This window comes from Psychrobacter pygoscelis (genome assembly GCF_004335015.1).
Taxonomy (GTDB): Bacteria; Pseudomonadota; Gammaproteobacteria; order Pseudomonadales; family Moraxellaceae; genus Psychrobacter; species Psychrobacter pygoscelis.
In genome coordinates, this window is sequence record NZ_RQRU01000007.1 from 1 (window position 1) to 15505 (window position 15505).

Sequence of the window (15505 nt, forward strand, 5' to 3'; positions counted from 1 at the left end):
CCCTTTGCTGACGACAATAGCACGATGGAACCACCTGATCCCTTCCCGAACTCAGAAGTGAAACATCGTAGCGCCAATGGTAGTGTGGTTCGCCCATGTGAGAGTAGGTCATCGTCAGCTCCCTATATCGCTCCTAATACGAGCACCTAAAAGCCCCCAACGTTCATTCGTTGGGGGCTTTTCTTTGTGTGGAGAGTTTTTATCCTTACGCGTCTTTAGCCTTCATTTCTTTTTTTTTCGCTACGGGTGCAATTGGGCTTTATTGAGTAGTGCTGTCAATGAAACCTTGAGTTTGACGTAGTGGTAGATTAATGGCACTTTAATAGTCAGATAGTTTCGAGTAGCTGCGTCAGTGTACTTATGATTACGATCAGGTTTACCATTAGGTTTGGTATATTACTGGGTATCAGGGTCGAACTAAAAGAATAGGCTACCTTGATTCTTCAATGATTGGTTGTCGTCTGACCAGTTGGTAACGCGATATGCTCTCTTATTCTCTGTTTACTGTGCTGTTCCTTTGATAATATCAAATTAAGACGGCTAGGCAACAAAGCCCTCTTAGTATCTAATATGGGCATGATACTATTAATAACACTTTGCCAGCTTCTGCTTAAGGAAGAGTCTATAGCTTTGAGCTTATAAATTCGATATTCAAAGAGTTCATAGATGGTAGCTATACTTATTCCTGATAAAATATTAATTATTACATATAGTTAGTAAAACCTGATAAGGAAAAAAATAGAATATGAAAGTAGGATACAGTTTGGTAATTGAATTACCAAAGCCTCTATAAATAAAATAATGATTTTGCTATGGTAACTATAGGCGGTCGAAACAGACCGAAAATAGAATTTATAAACCACAAAGGAAGTAACAAATGACCACAGCCAAAGTAACTTATCAAGGCGAGCTACGCACTCAATCTATTCATCTACAATCAAATAGCCAGATCATCACTGATGCGCCAGTAGACAATCATGGTAAAGGTGAGGCATTTTCGCCTACGGATTTACTAGCAAGCAGTTTAGCCAGCTGTATGATGACGATTATGGGGATTAAAGCCGCTAGTATGGACTTAGATATCAGTGGTACTAGTGCTGAGGTCACTAAAGTTATGGCCGCAGAGCCACGCCGTGTCAGCGAGGTTCATGTTGATATTAAATTTGCTCAGAGCTTTGATGCGCGAACGCAAAAAGTACTCGAGCAAGCGGCGCTAACTTGTCCAGTAGCAAAAAGCATCCATCCAGACATCCAGCAGGTGGTCAATTTTCACTACGCTGAGTAGGTATCATGAAAACCTTGCTTATCATTACTCATGCGCCATCGAAGAACACTCAAAAACTGGCAGATGCAGCTTGTGGCAGCGCCCAGCACTCTGATATTGATATTAAGGTAGTGTGTAAACGACCACAAGATACCCAGCCTGCAGATATCTTGCAGGCAGACGGTGTGTTATTAGGAACCACTGAAAACTTGGGATATATGGCAGGATTAACCAAGGATTTCTTTGATCGCTGCTATTATCCAGTGTTAGAGCATAAGCAAGGTATGCCATTTGCCCTTTATATCCGCGCAGGATTTGATGGGACAGGAACTCTCCGAGCGATTCAAACCATCACTACGGGTCTGCGCTGGCAGTGGATAAACGAGGCGCTAATCTTAAAAGGGGAGTGGCAAGAGGGTTTCTGTGAGCAGGTGGAAGAGTTGGCCATGACCTTTGCAGCTGGACTTGAGGCGGGCATCTATTAATAGGGCATGTCATTAAGCTTTAACAACACTGCACTAAACTAGTAATCAGCGATGACTATTATGACTAAAGTATGGGGTAACACAGACTTGCAAGCGAAAGAAGCATTACCTTATTCGCAAGCGTGTGAAAATAATAAGCACCCGATATTGAAGGTGCTGACCAAAGAGTTTGCTCACTGTCGGCATATATTAGAGGTGGGTTCGGGAACAGGTCAACACGCGGTCTATTTTGCCACTAATTTAGCGCATTTAACGTGGCAAACCAGTGATGTTATTCACAATCATTCAGCCATCAATCAATGGCTAAACGCTTATCCCGCTGTAAATCTAAAGCCGCCTATTGAGTTGGATCTACTTAAGCCTATCCATATAGCCCAAGATTATGACGGAGTCTTTAGCGCGAATACCTTGCATATCATTGCTTGGGAGTTGGTTGAAACTTTGTTTGAACAGGTCGGTAGGATACTACCCACCGGCGGTAAATTTTGTGTCTATGGACCGTTTAACTATAATGGGAGGTTTACCAGCGTTAGCAACCAAGAATTTGATGTTCACTTGCGTCAGCGTGATCCTAACAGCGGCATTCGTGATATTGAAGCGCTTATTAAGCTAGCTAACAAGTATCAGCTGTCGTTAAAAGTCGATCATAGCATGCCGGCAAACAATCACTTATTGGTCTTTATTAAAGAATAGCTAAATTATAGCGTAGCACACCAACTAAAAAACTTTGAAAAACAGCTACTAAGTATATGGAACTATAGCTGTTAATTTGTCCCCTATGTGTGACTATTGACCTGTCTTATCGCTTATAGTCACTGCCTTATCTACAAGCCCTAGCAGCGCCTAATGGCATTGTGTCAATCTATTCAAATCTATATAAATATTAACTAAAAATAAACATCTAAGTCAGTCACTTCGCTTATGATATTAAAGATGCCTGCATTTGTTAAATGGCTCAAGTAAGTCTCTTTTTTACTCCTCAAGTGATAGCTTCTAATTCACTTAACAACGGCCATTTAGTAACAGTCATCGTCATCTTTAAAGTTTATCTAATGATGAGCAACAGCTTGTCAAATTGCTGCATACTAACAACAATGTAAGACTAAATCTTAATTAACCAGATTCACCTCAGTTCGTTCTCCCCATAAACCCACCTGCTAGGAAAATATGATGAAAGATAATATTGATCATAAAGACCCCGCCAAAAATATGAATATGACCACAGGAAGTGGTGGCGAAACCCATCAGCGCGCTGGTGATGACACAGCGACACTAACGACCCAACAAGGCGTAGCAATCTCTGATAACCAGAATTCTCTAAAAGCTGGGCCACGTGGACCTTCGCTACTAGAAGATTTTGTACTGCGTGAAAAGATCAATCATTTTGATCATGAGCGTATTCCAGAACGTATCGTCCACGCTCGCGGCTCTGCAGCCCATGGCTATTTTGAGTTAACCGAATCTTTAGAAGAGTATACTACTGCGAAAATCTTGACCGAAACCGGCAAGCAGACGCCACTATTTACTCGTTTCTCGACAGTGGCAGGTAATAAAGGCTCTAAAGATACCCCTCGTGACGTTCGCGGTTTTGCCGTGAAGATTTATACGGATGAAGGTAACTGGGACATCGTCGGTAACAATATGCCGATCTTCTTTATTCAAGATGCTATGAAGTTCCCTGATCTTGTCCATGCGGTAAAACCTGAGCCAGATCGCGGCTTTCCGCAAGCTGCCTCTGCTCATGACACCTTTTGGGATTTTGTGTCGCTCAGCCCTGAAACAATGCATAACGTCATTTGGCTCATGAGTGACCGTGCGCTACCGCGTAGCCTACGCATGATGGAAGGCTTCGGCATTCATAGCTATCGCTTGGTTAATAAAGAAGGTAAGAGTACCTTTGTACGTTTCCATTGGAAGCCAGTATTAGGCGTACAAGGAACGACTTGGGATGAAGCTGTGAAGATCTCTGGTGCAGACCCTGACTATCACCGCCGCGATCTATATGAAAATATTGACATGGGCAGTTTCCCAGAGTGGGAGTTTGGTGTTCAGTTATTTACTGAAGAAGAGGCTGAAAAGTTCCCATTTGATCACTTAGATGCTACTAAGCTGATCCCTGAAGAGCTAGTCCCTGTAAAAATTGTCGGTAAAATGGTCTTGAACCGTAACCCAGATAATTTCTTTGCAGAAACTGAGCAAGTTGCGTTCTGCCCATCGCATCTACCACCTGGTATTGACTTTAGTAATGACCCGCTACTGCAAGGTCGTCTATTTAGCTATCTAGATACGCAACTCTCACGTCTTGGCTCACCGAACTTTGCACAGATTCCTATCAATGCGCCTAAGTGTCCATTTGCTAATAATCAGCAAGATGGTCATATGCAGATGCAAGTGCCTAAGACCCGAGTCCTTTATGAGCCACAGAGCCTTGATCCAACGCGTCCTCGTGAAAGCATCAAACGTGGCTTTGAATCATTCCACGAGCAGCTGGATGACGGCGTAAAAGGTCGTGTACGTGCTGAGAGCTTTGCGGATCACTATAGTCAGCCGCGGATGTTCTACTTAAGCCAAACTGACATTGAAAAAGCGCATATCGCTAATGCCTATACCTTTGAGCTGGGTAAAGTAGATACTGCCCATGTCAGAACCCGTACGCTAAGTCATCTGCGTAATATTGACGAAGATCTTGCGAAGCGCGTTGCTGATGGCTTGGGTATGGAGCTACCAGAAGCTGCTACGCCGCAAGCTCCTGTCCAAGATTTGGATACCTCAAAAGCCATTCAGACCATTGGTATTAGTCCAAAAACCTTAAAAGGGCGTCTCATTGGTATCTTGGTCGGTAAAGACTCTAGCCGTAGCGAAGTTGAGAAGTTTGAACAAGCAGCCAAAGATGCGGGTGCTATGGTTAAGATTATCGCCCCAGGTAAAGAAGCGATATTGGATGATGGCACTCGCGTGCAGGCTGATGAGCGTCTAGCAGGTGCTCCATCAGTATTCTTTGATGCGGTAGTTAGTATTATTATGCCACCAGTAGCGAAGAAGCTCGCCAATGACAGCTCAGCGTTAGACTGGTTCAATGATGCGTTCAATCACTGCAAAGCAATTGCCTACTGCCCAGCAACAGATGAGCACATCCTAAGTAAGCTTCCAGTGAAAAAAGATGAGTTCGTCACGCCATTAAGTGAGCTTGACACCTTCATTGAAAACGCAAAAACACGACTATGGACTCGTGAGCCAGAAGTTCGTGATTTGCCATAAGTGTTATTACATTAAGTAGTTAGTTAAGAATAAAAACCCAGCCTAAGTGCTGGGTTTTTTATGGGTGCTACAATTATGGCTAAGACTATTATAGCTACTACAATAAAGATGACTTATGTCTGGTTATATAATAGGTCATATAAGCCTATGGGTCAGTATGAGGGCTTAAATATCTTCGATAGGTCGCTGATAGTGTCCATTTGCATCAATACGCTATAAAATACACTCTCAAACAAATTGTCTTGGTGAATATAGACAAGCACTAATAAGGGTACGAATGGACTTAATAAAAATAGTGGGTATAGAAGGCTATATCCAGACCACCTATCTGGCAATATATCCCAACAAGCTATTATTATTGGATTCTGGCAGCCGGGCTGATGTACCAAAGATACTGGACTATATTACCAGTACTTTAGGCCGATCGCTCAATGAGCTAAAGGTAGTTATGGTGACGCATATGCATCCAGATCATGCAGGCGGAGCAAAGCTACTAAAACAAAAGACAGGCTGTCTTATCGTCTCTGCTATGAAGTCGCGGCCTTGGTATTTTGGTCAAGAAGGTAGGAGGATGCACATGATCGATATCGGTCTGTCGCATTTTGTGGCGAGTCGCCAAGGTAAAGCATTTGAGGCTTTATGGTACGATCCTATTTTGCATCCTGATATTGCTGTTCATGAAGGCGATAAAGTACCTGGTTTTGATGGTTGGGAAGTATTAGAGACTCCTGGGCACACTGATCATGACTTATCACTGTGGCATCGACCCAGCCACTGTGTCTATACCGCAGACCTGATTTTGTGTATTAAGCAGCGCTATGTATCCCCATATCTCGTTACTTTGCCACAAGAGTATCGACGTTCTGTAGAAAAGATCAGAGGCTTGGCGCCCAAAGAGGTACTGTTCGCACATGGGGGCAGAAGTCAGCTGAGCGAGGACATATATGTAGACTTGATTAAAAAGACGCCTAAGCAGCCTCGAACTATGCTACAAACCCTTCAATACACTTTTATGCGTCAATAAAGATTGCTCTAAGGATAAAGTCTCGGTTTAAAGACCAAGAGCATAGGTTGGTCGGTTAACAAAATAAAGACCATAAAAAACCCACCATATCAAATGATAGGGTGGGTTTAGAATTTGGTGGGCCGACCGCGACTCGAACGCGGGACCAATTGATTAAAAGTCAACTGCTCTACCAACTGAGCTATCGGCCCTGAGAAGCGTTAAAAAATTGCATGCAATTTTAGCTTCGCAAGAGAAAACCTTTAAATAGGTTTTCTTAAAATCTTGTACCTAACCGATGTATCTGATGAAGTACAAGTGACATTTCCTTAAAAGGNNNNATCGGCCCTGAGAAGCGTTAAAAAATTGCATGCAATTTTAGCTTCGCAAGAGAAAACCTTTAAATAGGTTTTCTTAAAATCTTGTACCTAACCGATGTATCTGATGAAGTACAAGTGACATTTCCTTAAAAGGAAATCTCTATAACTCTGACAACATTATATCAATTATCAAAGCTATCATCTTGTTAAGTGAAGCAAATATTGTCTCCCCTTAACGTGGAGCATATTATACGCGCCATAAATAATAATGCAAGTAAGATAAGCGGCTGAATACTAAATTAATTAGTGAAACCACAATTACTTCTTAAAAATAACCATAAAGGCTAAAGAAAAACCCCACTAAATCAATTTGACTTAGTGGGGTTTAGAATTTGGTGGGCCGACCGCGACTCGAACGCGGGACCAATTGATTAAAAGTCAACTGCTCTACCAACTGAGCTATCGGCCCTGAGAAGCGTTAAAAAATTGCATGCAATTTTAGCTTCGCAAGAGAAAACCTTTAAATAGGTTTTCTTAAAATCTTGTACCTAACCGATGTATCTGATGAAGTACAAGTGACATTTCCTTAAAGGGAAATCTCTAAACTTTAATTAAAGTATTGTCTCAAATTAAAGCTTTAAGTCGCTAAAGATTTGCTGAACCCCTTAACGTGAGAGCACATTATACGCATAAAAAATAATAATGCAACCCTCAATGCTAAATTTATATATTTTTTCATAGCGATGTATCAAAAGTCTTGTCAAAATGGCGGTTAATCACGCGATAAAGCGTCGACAGGGTCGAGCCTAGCAGCATTGCGCGCTGGCAAGAAGCCAAAAATAATCCCAATAAAGGTGGAGCAAACAAAAGCAGCAACAATAGAGGCCGGAGAATAGAGTACTTTAAAATTCTCCGAATTAAGGCTATTGATACCCTCACCAATAATAAAGGCCAGTAGGACGCCAAGTCCACCGCCTAAAATACAGACCAGTATGGCCTCAATTAAAAACTGCTGCATAATGTCACTTTGCCTAGCGCCAACCGCCATGCGTACGCCAATCTCATTGGTTCGCTCAGTGACTGAGACGAGCATGATATTCATAACGCCAATCCCGCCGACGATTAAGGAGATAATCGCTATAGAGGAGACCAGCAGGGTCATGGTCGCCGTGGTGGATTCAATCGTCTTACGAATAGAGTCTGAGTTAAAGATACGGAAGTCATCGGTACCATGGCGACTCTCTATCAATTTAGAGATAGCAGACTCTGCTGCTGTCGAGGATATATTATCGTCAATTAAGGCAACAAAGCGATCAATATTGGCACTGCCTTTGATGCGCGACATCATCGTAGTGTAGGGCATATATAGGGTGGGAGCATCGCTCGTCATAGCGAAGCTGTCTTTATTTGGCGCTAGCACACCAATGACTCTACCGGGAACTTTGCCAATAAGAACCACCTCGCCGATAGGATTGGGGTTGTCCGCAAAAAAGGTCTGGCGTGCATTGTCATCGATAATAATATCTTGGGTGCGGCGGCTGATACTTTGCTCATCAAAGCCTTGACCAAGTGCCAGCGTCTCACCTGTAACCTGAAGGTAGTCTTTACCCACACCGCTAACACTAGCGGACTCTTGGACGTTACGATAGCGAACTTTGGTATTGGTATCGAGCTGCGGGCTGACGCTGACAATGTAAGGTTGGTCAGCGACGGCTTGGGCATCCTCGGGTGTGAGATTGTCATCGTTATAGCTGCGACGCGGGTCGCCCCACGGATAGCCACCTATGACGGTAATCGTATTGGTACCTAGTGAGCTGATGCTAGATAGTATCTGTTGCTGTGAGCCTTTGCCTAGACCGACAACCGCAACTACTGAGGCAATACCGATGATAATACCCAGCATGGTAAGTAGGGTGCGCATCTTATGGGCGCGCATGGCCAAAAGCGACATCTTAAAAGCTTCGATTAACCGGTCAAAAAAGGCACTGACATGGCCTTTTCTATGGGCGCTCAAGATGTTAGGCGGTAGCGTGGGCGGTACTTCTGAACCCTCACTTGTCTTGACTGAATTGTAATAATCGGCAATGATACGGCCGTCTTTAAGCTCAATGACACGCTCAGCTTGCTCGGCAATGCTAGGGTCATGGGTGACCATAATGATAGTATGCCCTTGAGCATTAAGGTCTTTTAGGATTTGCATGACGTCATCACCGGACTTACTATCGAGCGCGCCCGTCGGCTCATCAGCCAAAATAACATCGCCGCCATTCATTAGCGCTCGTGCTATAGAGACGCGCTGCTGCTGTCCTCCGGAAAGCTGACTGGGCCTATTGTCCACCTTGTCTGCAAGGCCTAAGTCGCTGAGTAGTTTCTCGGCTCGCGTGCTGCGTGCTGCATTATCCATCCCCGCATAGACTGCTGGTACAGCGACGTTGTCTCGAGCGCTAATATCGCCAAGCAAATGATAACGCTGAAAGATAAAGCCGAAATGCTCACGGCGCAGCTTGGCAAGCTCATCTGCGTCCAAGCGCTTGACGGGTTGTCCATAGATAAGATACTGCCCCGCGTTGGCTTTGTCCAAGCAGCCTAAAATATTCATTAACGTGGACTTACCCGAGCCTGATTGACCGATGATAGCCACCATCTCGCCTTGATAAATGGTTAGATCAATACCGTGTAAGACTCGAATCGTCTGCTCACCAGCAGGGAACTCTTTGATAATGCCCGTCAATTGCATGATAGGCTGAGCCGAGCTTGTCTTTACTCGCAGCTCAGGCTTGCCGCTTTCATGAAGCGAGAGGGTCATTTTCGACTGTGTGGTGACTGGCGATGCAATGCTGGTCATAGAAATCTCTTAATAAGGGTCTTAGAGCAACTCAATTTAATTATGGGGATAACGCTTTTGATATTCATCCGTCAGTTTTGGTCACTATCCTTATGAAGGTTCACCGTGGCGGCCCTCACCACTAGTGCTTTCTTCGCCAAGAATAACTACCTCACCGGCTTGCAAACCACTTAATATCTGAACATTTACGCGGTTGTCGATACCGACTTTGACGGCTCTTTCTTCAACGCTACCGTCTGCTTTTAATACTCGAACATAGCGGTTTTGGCTATTGATTGCGGCGCTATTTGCCGCATTGTTATTGCTAGTGTTGTTAACGGTTTTATTATTAGTAGTCTTCTGATCAAGATTCTTATTGGCAGTAGCTTGGCTTGAAGCCGGACTCATCGCTCCAGATTGAACGGCAGCGGACGGGACTAGCAATACGCCCTTGGCTTGGTCTATGACAATAAACACCTGCGCGGTCATATCAATGCGAAAGCGTTTGTCCGGATTCGGCACTTCGATATAGCCGACGTAATAGATAGCCGAGTCTGTGGAGCTGGTTGTGCTGATTTTCTCTGGGGCAGGCTCAATGGCAGTCAGTACGGCATCGTACTTCTGGTCGGGATTACCAATAGTGTTAAAATATACGGGCATTCCTGCTCGAACATTAATGATATCCGCCTCTGAGATTTGTGCATTGATGCGCACAGTAGAGAGGTCAGCGATGGTGACGATGGTCGGGGCAGATTGATTGGAATTGACGGTAGCGCCCTGCTCGGTAGTGACCGAGACTATCGTACCATCTATAGGCGCACGAATCGTGGTGTAGCCAAGATTTTCAGCGGCAGTATTTAGGTCTGTTTGCGACTTTTGCAGCGCGGCTTGCTCGCGGGTAATGTTTGATTGCGCAGTAATAAGAGCAGCCTTGGCATTGTCAATCGCGGCTTGGGCATTGATAACGTCAGCCTCAGCGGACTCAACTTTGGTCGCCGCAGAGTCGTACTCTTGCTGAGAGATGGCATCAATAGCAATAAGAGGCTTTAAACGTGCAAAGTCATTGCGCGCTTGTTTTAATGCCACTTGCCGGCGAGCAAGATCTGCATAGGCGCTATTAAGACTGGCTTGACGACTGCCAAATTCGGCTTTGGCACTTTGTAGCGCCGCCTCACTTTGAGCAAGAGAGGCCTGTTGATTGCTTAGATTATTCTTTTGCGTGACTTGGTCAATCTGAGCGATCAAATCGCCTTTTTTAACCTCATCACCCACACCGACAAATAATTTGGTCACTTCTCCTGAGACCTGAGCGCCGACATCGACGGTGTTTAGCGCCTTAACTTTGCCAGAAGCCATAACATTGTTTTCAATATCACCGATAGTGGCTGTCGCAGTAATATAATTTGGCGCTTCTTCTTTTGGCTTAAACTTACTGTAAGCCAGTGCTGCCAATGCCACAAGAATTAAGGTAATAAGCGCCCATTTTATAGCAGATTTTTTGCTCAGTTTGCGCATGATGTCAATCCAATCACTAATAGCTCAAAATTTAGATATAGTAAAGGCTTACTGTTAAAAAGGGAATGGTATTTAATTTGCGAAAGGTTAAGGAATTAAATCTACAAGTAGTCGGCGAGAAACAATAGTGCTATGTCTCATTTTGTCAGACCCTATCAAGCTATTCAAAAGAAAGACGCATTACTAAATAGTATAGTCAGGAAAACAAAACATGATAAAAAATTCGTAATTCATAAGGAGTTGTAAGGAGGAGATTATAAGGGGAGGTAAATAGGAGGGTGAGCTAGAGAGTTGGTAACAAAGTATATAAATTTAAGAGGTTTTTGCAGAAGCTTTATCAATTAGTAGAAATTTTAGCTGATAATGACTTTAGGTTGTCGCAAATAGCCGCTTGCCTGCCAGTATTAAAGCCGCTTGAAGTAATAACTCCCAAGCAGGCTGACGAATGACACCTTTAATGGCTTGGTCACAGCGGTAAAGGAGGTCAGGCCACTGCGCCACCTCAGCTGGGCTTTGCCGGCGGCAAGCAGCTTGATACATTGACTGTTTGCTACGCCAAATACCAATAGCGTTCGGATCTTGACCATCCATTAACTGAGCGACAAGGCGCATGTCTTTAGAGATGGTCCACAGCACTAGTGGTGTTGGCTCGTCGGTAGCGCGGAGCTGATCGATAATCTTGACCACTTGGCTGCTATTACCCGCTAGCATAGCATCGGATAAATCAAAGACACTAAACTGTGCGTTACTGACTAAAGCGGCCTGTAGGTCATCAATATCAAGAGATACGACGCCTGATTGGGCTAAGGTAGGGGCAAAAAGGTAAGACAGTCGCCAAAGAGTCTGATAGGCGCTCAAAAGATGATGCTCAGTATGAGACATTAACAGTTGCCAAGCATCAGTAGTCAATTGTAAACCAAACTGCTGAGCGCGCACTTGCAGTATCTGCTGACGCTGCTGCTCTTGGTATAGATTGCAGTCGATGACATGACCAAGCGTAGCAAATAGGCTGAACCATTTGGCCTTTTGTGCGCGTTTATCCAGCTTAGAGGTCAGCCACAATACACTATTATTATTGTTACCAGATTGAGCCTCTTGCGCAAAGCGCTCAAGCTCTGTAGAAATGCTCTTATCAGGTTTGTGGTTACCGGTCACGATAACCGCGGTGGCATCATCGAACAAGGACAAACTACCAAGCTCGCTGAGCACCTCTTGCCAAGTCTTGACGGAGGCCAAATCTACCCTAGTAATCGAATAATTTTGCTGCTGCCAGATAGCTCTCAACGCATCCAGCAGCCACTGGTTCAGCAGTGGCTCATCCCCATGGGCAAGCCACAGACCAGCGACTGAAATATCCGAGTGACCAGACTGGCTTTGTAGGCTGTTTTGGAGTTTCGGATAAGCATTTAAAAAGCTATCTTGCATAAGCTACTTAGATGCCGAATTAGGGTTAGGCGCTACTTTTGGTAGGCTTAAGGCCACGTATTGGTCTGTAATGCGCCGAGCCAAGCTCTCATAGAGCCAGTCTCTTATCTGCGCGCCTTGTTGGTCTTCAGTACTGACCGAAGCGGCATTGTACTGATAGCTGCGCTCAACTTGGATGGGGTTGGTCACTTCAGTAAGTTTGCCATCTTGGCGAATCCGGTAGGTAACATCCGCGCTAATAACTTGACGAATCTCGGTCAAGACGCCGACCAGCTGGTACTTTTTAAAGCTTACGTTGCTAACTTTAATCGCGGCATTGTATTGACCGGCAGATAGGTTGTCACCTTGACCACTCTCTATCATCGATAGGGCATCGACGACATTGACACCGACTGCCTCCAGACGCTCCACTAATGGGCGCTTGAGTAAAAAGGTAGTGCGGTCCTCATCGATCATCAGTACCGTATCGCGATGCGCTAACTGCATGGGCGTATCATAGCCGCGCAGATGAAAGCCACAACCAGTCAGCGCTGTCCCGAGTAAAGGAGCGCTAACAAGTATCGCTAGCAGTGCTCGCTTGCTAAGCGGCAGTCTGTTCAGCGCTGTCTTATTTAACGATAGGGATGATGGACAAAGAAAGTTGCGCATTAGCCAGCCACCACAATATTGACAAGTTTATTGGGCACGACGATCTCTTTTTTGATTTCGCCCGTGAGGAATTTTGCCACGCTCTCAATCTGCTTGGCCTGAGCCTTGATATCATCGCTGCTAGTACCCGGGGCAACTTCCATCTTACCGCGTACCTTACCATTGACCTGTACCACCATGGTAATGCTGTCTTGAACCAAGGCAGACTCATCAACTGTAGGGTAGCTAAGTGTTGCCGTATCGTAGCCCAACTGCTCAAGCAGCTGCTCAGAGATATGCGGGGCATAGGCTGATAGCATAATGAGTAAATTCACTAGGGCTTCGGTCTGTACCGCTAGCCCCTGCTGGCTATCAGATTCTTTATTGGGATCGAAGCTGCCCAACTCATTACCTAGCTCCATAAGACTGGAGACGGGGGTATTAAGAGCCAAGCGCTCGCCTAAATCGTTATCAATCTTGCTAATGGTCTCGTGAGTCTTACGGCGCAAGCCCTTAGCCGCTTTACTTAGCTTACTGCCATCGATGGTGCTAATGACGTCGTTTGCCACTAGTCCTTGACCTTGTAGTACTTGCAGATGCTCTTGAGTGATGCGCCAGACTTTTTTGAGGAAGTTGAACGGTCCCTTTAGCGCGTCGTCAGACCACTCTAAAGTCTGCTCTGCTGGCGCGGTAAATAGCGTATAAAGACGAACGGTATCCGCACCATATTGGTTGATAGTAAGCTGCGGGTCAACGCCGTTATTCTTTGACTTAGACATCTTCTCGATTTTACCAATCCTTACTGGCTTGCCGTCGGCCTTAAGCGTGGCGTTAATAGGCTGACCACGATCGTCAAATTCGATATCGACGTCGTGTGGGAAATAGTAGGTGGTACTGCCGTCTGCGTTTTCACGTAAGAAAGTACCAGCAAGTACCATGCCTTGGGTCATTAGCTTAGCAAACGGCTCATCCCCAGAGACCAAGCCCTCATCACGCATAAGCTTATGGAAGAAGCGCGCATAAAGCAGATGCATGACCGCATGCTCAACACCGCCCACGTACTGGTCTACGGGCAGCCATTTATTGGCCGCTGCTTTATTGACCATATCATCGGTATCGTTCGGACTGGCAAAGCGCGCGTAGTACCAGCTAGACTCTACAAAGGTGTCAAAGGTATCCGTCTCACGCTCGGCATCGCTACCGCATTTTGGACACGTTGTATTAACAAATTCCGAGATGTTTTTAAGTGGATTACCACGGCCATCAGGGACGACATCGGTGGGCAGCTTCACAGGCAAGTCAGCCTCATCGACTGGCACAGTACCGCAGTGTTCACAGTTGATCATAGGGATAGGACAGCCCCAATAACGCTGGCGCGAAACGCCCCAATCACGAAGGCGGAATTGAATTTTTTTGGACCCTAGACCTTGCGGCTCAAGTCTAGCTAGCATCGCTTCAAAGGCTTGGTCAAAGTCCATACCGTCAAACTCACCAGAGTTTACTAGCGTATTACGCTCGGTATAAGCACCGACTTTACCAGCTTCGCTAGTGTCTGCCTCATCTGAGTTATTAATGCTATCAAAGTAGCCTTCTGGGATATTAATAACTTGCTTGATTGGTAGGTCGTATTTGGTCGCAAACTCAAAGTCGCGCTCATCATGGGCAGGGACAGCCATAACCGCACCAGAGCCATAGCTCATCAATACGTAGTTAGCGACCCATACCGCAATCTTCTCGCCGGTCAAAGGATGGGTCACGGTCAGGCCAGTATCCATCCCTTTTTTCTCAGCCTTGGCAATATCTGCTTCGGCCACAGACCCTTGTTTGCATTCATTACAGAACTGGGCAATAGCTTCATTGCGCTCTGCGGCATACTGAGCAAGTGGATGCTCAGCGGCAACGGCAACGTACGTCACCCCCATCAAAGTATCAGGTCGAGTGGTAAAGACGTCTAAGGTGTTGGTCTCACCCTCTAAATCATAGGGAAAGTGCACTTCCATACCAGCACTACGACCAATCCAGTTGCGCTGCATGGTGATGACTTCTGGTGACCACTTGCCCTCCAATTGGTCAAGATCATTCAGTAGCTCGTCAGCGTAGCTGGTGATATTGAAGTAGTACATGGGGATATCGCGCTTCTCAACAAGCGCGCCACTACGCCAGCCTCTACCATCGATGACTTGCTCATTGGCGAGTACTGTGTTGTCCACTGGGTCCCAGTTGACGGTGGCAAGCTTTTTGTACACGAGGCCCTTTTTGTACAACTGCAAAAATAACCACTGCTCCCAGCGATAATACTCAGGGGTACAAGTGGCAAATTCACGCGACCAATCGATGGATAAGCCGAGTAGCTTAAGCTGCGCACGCATATTATCGATATTGGCAAACGTCCATTCAGCAGGGGGTGTTTGGTTGGCAATCGCGGCATTCTCAGCGGGCAAGCCAAAAGCATCCCAGCCCATAGGCTGCATGACTTCATAACCTTTGAGTCGATAGTAGCGGCTTAAGACATCTGATATCGTATAGTTGCGCACATGGCCCATGTGCAGCTTGCCGCTAGGATAAGGGAACATCGATAGCATATAGCGCGTGGGTTTGTCAGTCTTGTCATTGCTGACTTCGTAGCGAGCTTCAGCGTCCCACTTAGCTTGCTGAGCGCTCTCAATAGCTTGGGGGTTGTACTGCTTAGAATTGGTTTGTTTTGGTTGGTGATTGCTAGATGTTGCGTTGCTCATATTTGGCTCGAAATTAGAAATTTATAGGGGTAATAGGTAATTAAATTAG

Annotated in this window: 10 protein-coding genes, 2 tRNA genes and 1 rRNA gene; 6 read left to right on the forward strand and 7 right to left on the reverse strand. The window is 45.4% G+C overall.

Annotated features, from left to right (window positions below; genetic code table 11):
• Positions 1-6: 6 nt before the first annotated feature.
• From rrf to EGV92_RS12385, 6 genes are all read left to right on the forward strand, one after another.
• Positions 7-120: ribosomal RNA gene (gene rrf, locus EGV92_RS12360) — 5S ribosomal RNA — on the forward strand.
• Positions 121-877: 757 nt separating this feature from the next.
• On the forward strand, positions 878-1285 hold the full coding sequence (locus EGV92_RS12365) for an OsmC family protein (protein ID WP_131669620.1): 408 nt from the start codon (positions 878-880) through the stop codon (positions 1283-1285).
• Between the two features lie 5 nt (positions 1286-1290).
• Positions 1291-1749, forward strand: a complete 459-nt coding sequence (locus EGV92_RS12370; RefSeq protein ID WP_131669621.1) for a flavodoxin family protein — start codon at positions 1291-1293, stop codon at positions 1747-1749.
• A 60-nt stretch (positions 1750-1809) separates the two neighbouring features.
• Positions 1810-2442 (forward strand): DUF938 domain-containing protein, encoded by a 633-nt coding sequence (locus tag EGV92_RS12375; protein WP_131669622.1) that lies wholly within the window; start codon positions 1810-1812, stop codon positions 2440-2442.
• Between the two features lie 477 nt (positions 2443-2919).
• Positions 2920-5007, forward strand: coding sequence for a catalase (locus tag EGV92_RS12380; protein ID WP_131669623.1), 2088 nt, complete (start codon positions 2920-2922; stop codon positions 5005-5007).
• Positions 5008-5284: 277 nt separating this feature from the next.
• A complete protein-coding gene (locus EGV92_RS12385; RefSeq protein WP_131669624.1) occupies positions 5285-6031 on the forward strand; it encodes an MBL fold metallo-hydrolase in 747 nt (248 codons plus the stop codon).
• Between the two features lie 115 nt (positions 6032-6146).
• Here the strand turns inward: EGV92_RS12385 and EGV92_RS12390 are convergent.
• The 7 genes from EGV92_RS12390 to leuS form a co-directional block, all read right to left on the reverse strand.
• Positions 6147-6222 (reverse strand) — tRNA-Lys (locus EGV92_RS12390).
• 501 nt (positions 6223-6723) lie between these two features.
• Positions 6724-6799 (reverse strand) — tRNA-Lys (locus EGV92_RS12395).
• Between the two features lie 303 nt (positions 6800-7102).
• Complete coding sequence (locus EGV92_RS12400) at positions 7103-9067, reverse strand: MacB family efflux pump subunit (protein WP_423227917.1); 1965 nt, start codon at positions 9065-9067, stop codon at positions 7103-7105.
• Positions 9068-9265: 198 nt separating this feature from the next.
• Positions 9266-10669 carry a permuted SH3 domain-containing protein gene (locus EGV92_RS12405; protein WP_131669625.1) on the reverse strand — a complete coding sequence of 468 codons (1404 nt, stop codon included), beginning with the start codon at positions 10667-10669 and terminating at the stop codon, positions 9266-9268.
• A 369-nt stretch (positions 10670-11038) separates the two neighbouring features.
• Positions 11039-12094, reverse strand: coding sequence for a DNA polymerase III subunit delta (gene holA, locus EGV92_RS12410; RefSeq protein WP_131669626.1), 1056 nt, complete (start codon positions 12092-12094; stop codon positions 11039-11041).
• A gap of 3 nt (positions 12095-12097) precedes the next feature.
• On the reverse strand, positions 12098-12742 hold the full coding sequence (locus EGV92_RS12415) for an LPS-assembly lipoprotein LptE (RefSeq protein ID WP_131669627.1): 645 nt from the start codon (positions 12740-12742) through the stop codon (positions 12098-12100).
• The gene (gene leuS, locus EGV92_RS12420) at positions 12742-15456 is read right to left on the reverse strand and encodes a leucine--tRNA ligase (protein WP_131669628.1); all 2715 of its coding nucleotides are present in this window, start codon (positions 15454-15456) and stop codon (positions 12742-12744) included. The genes EGV92_RS12415 and leuS overlap by 1 nt, the downstream gene beginning before the upstream one ends.
• Positions 15457-15505 lie beyond the last annotated feature (49 nt).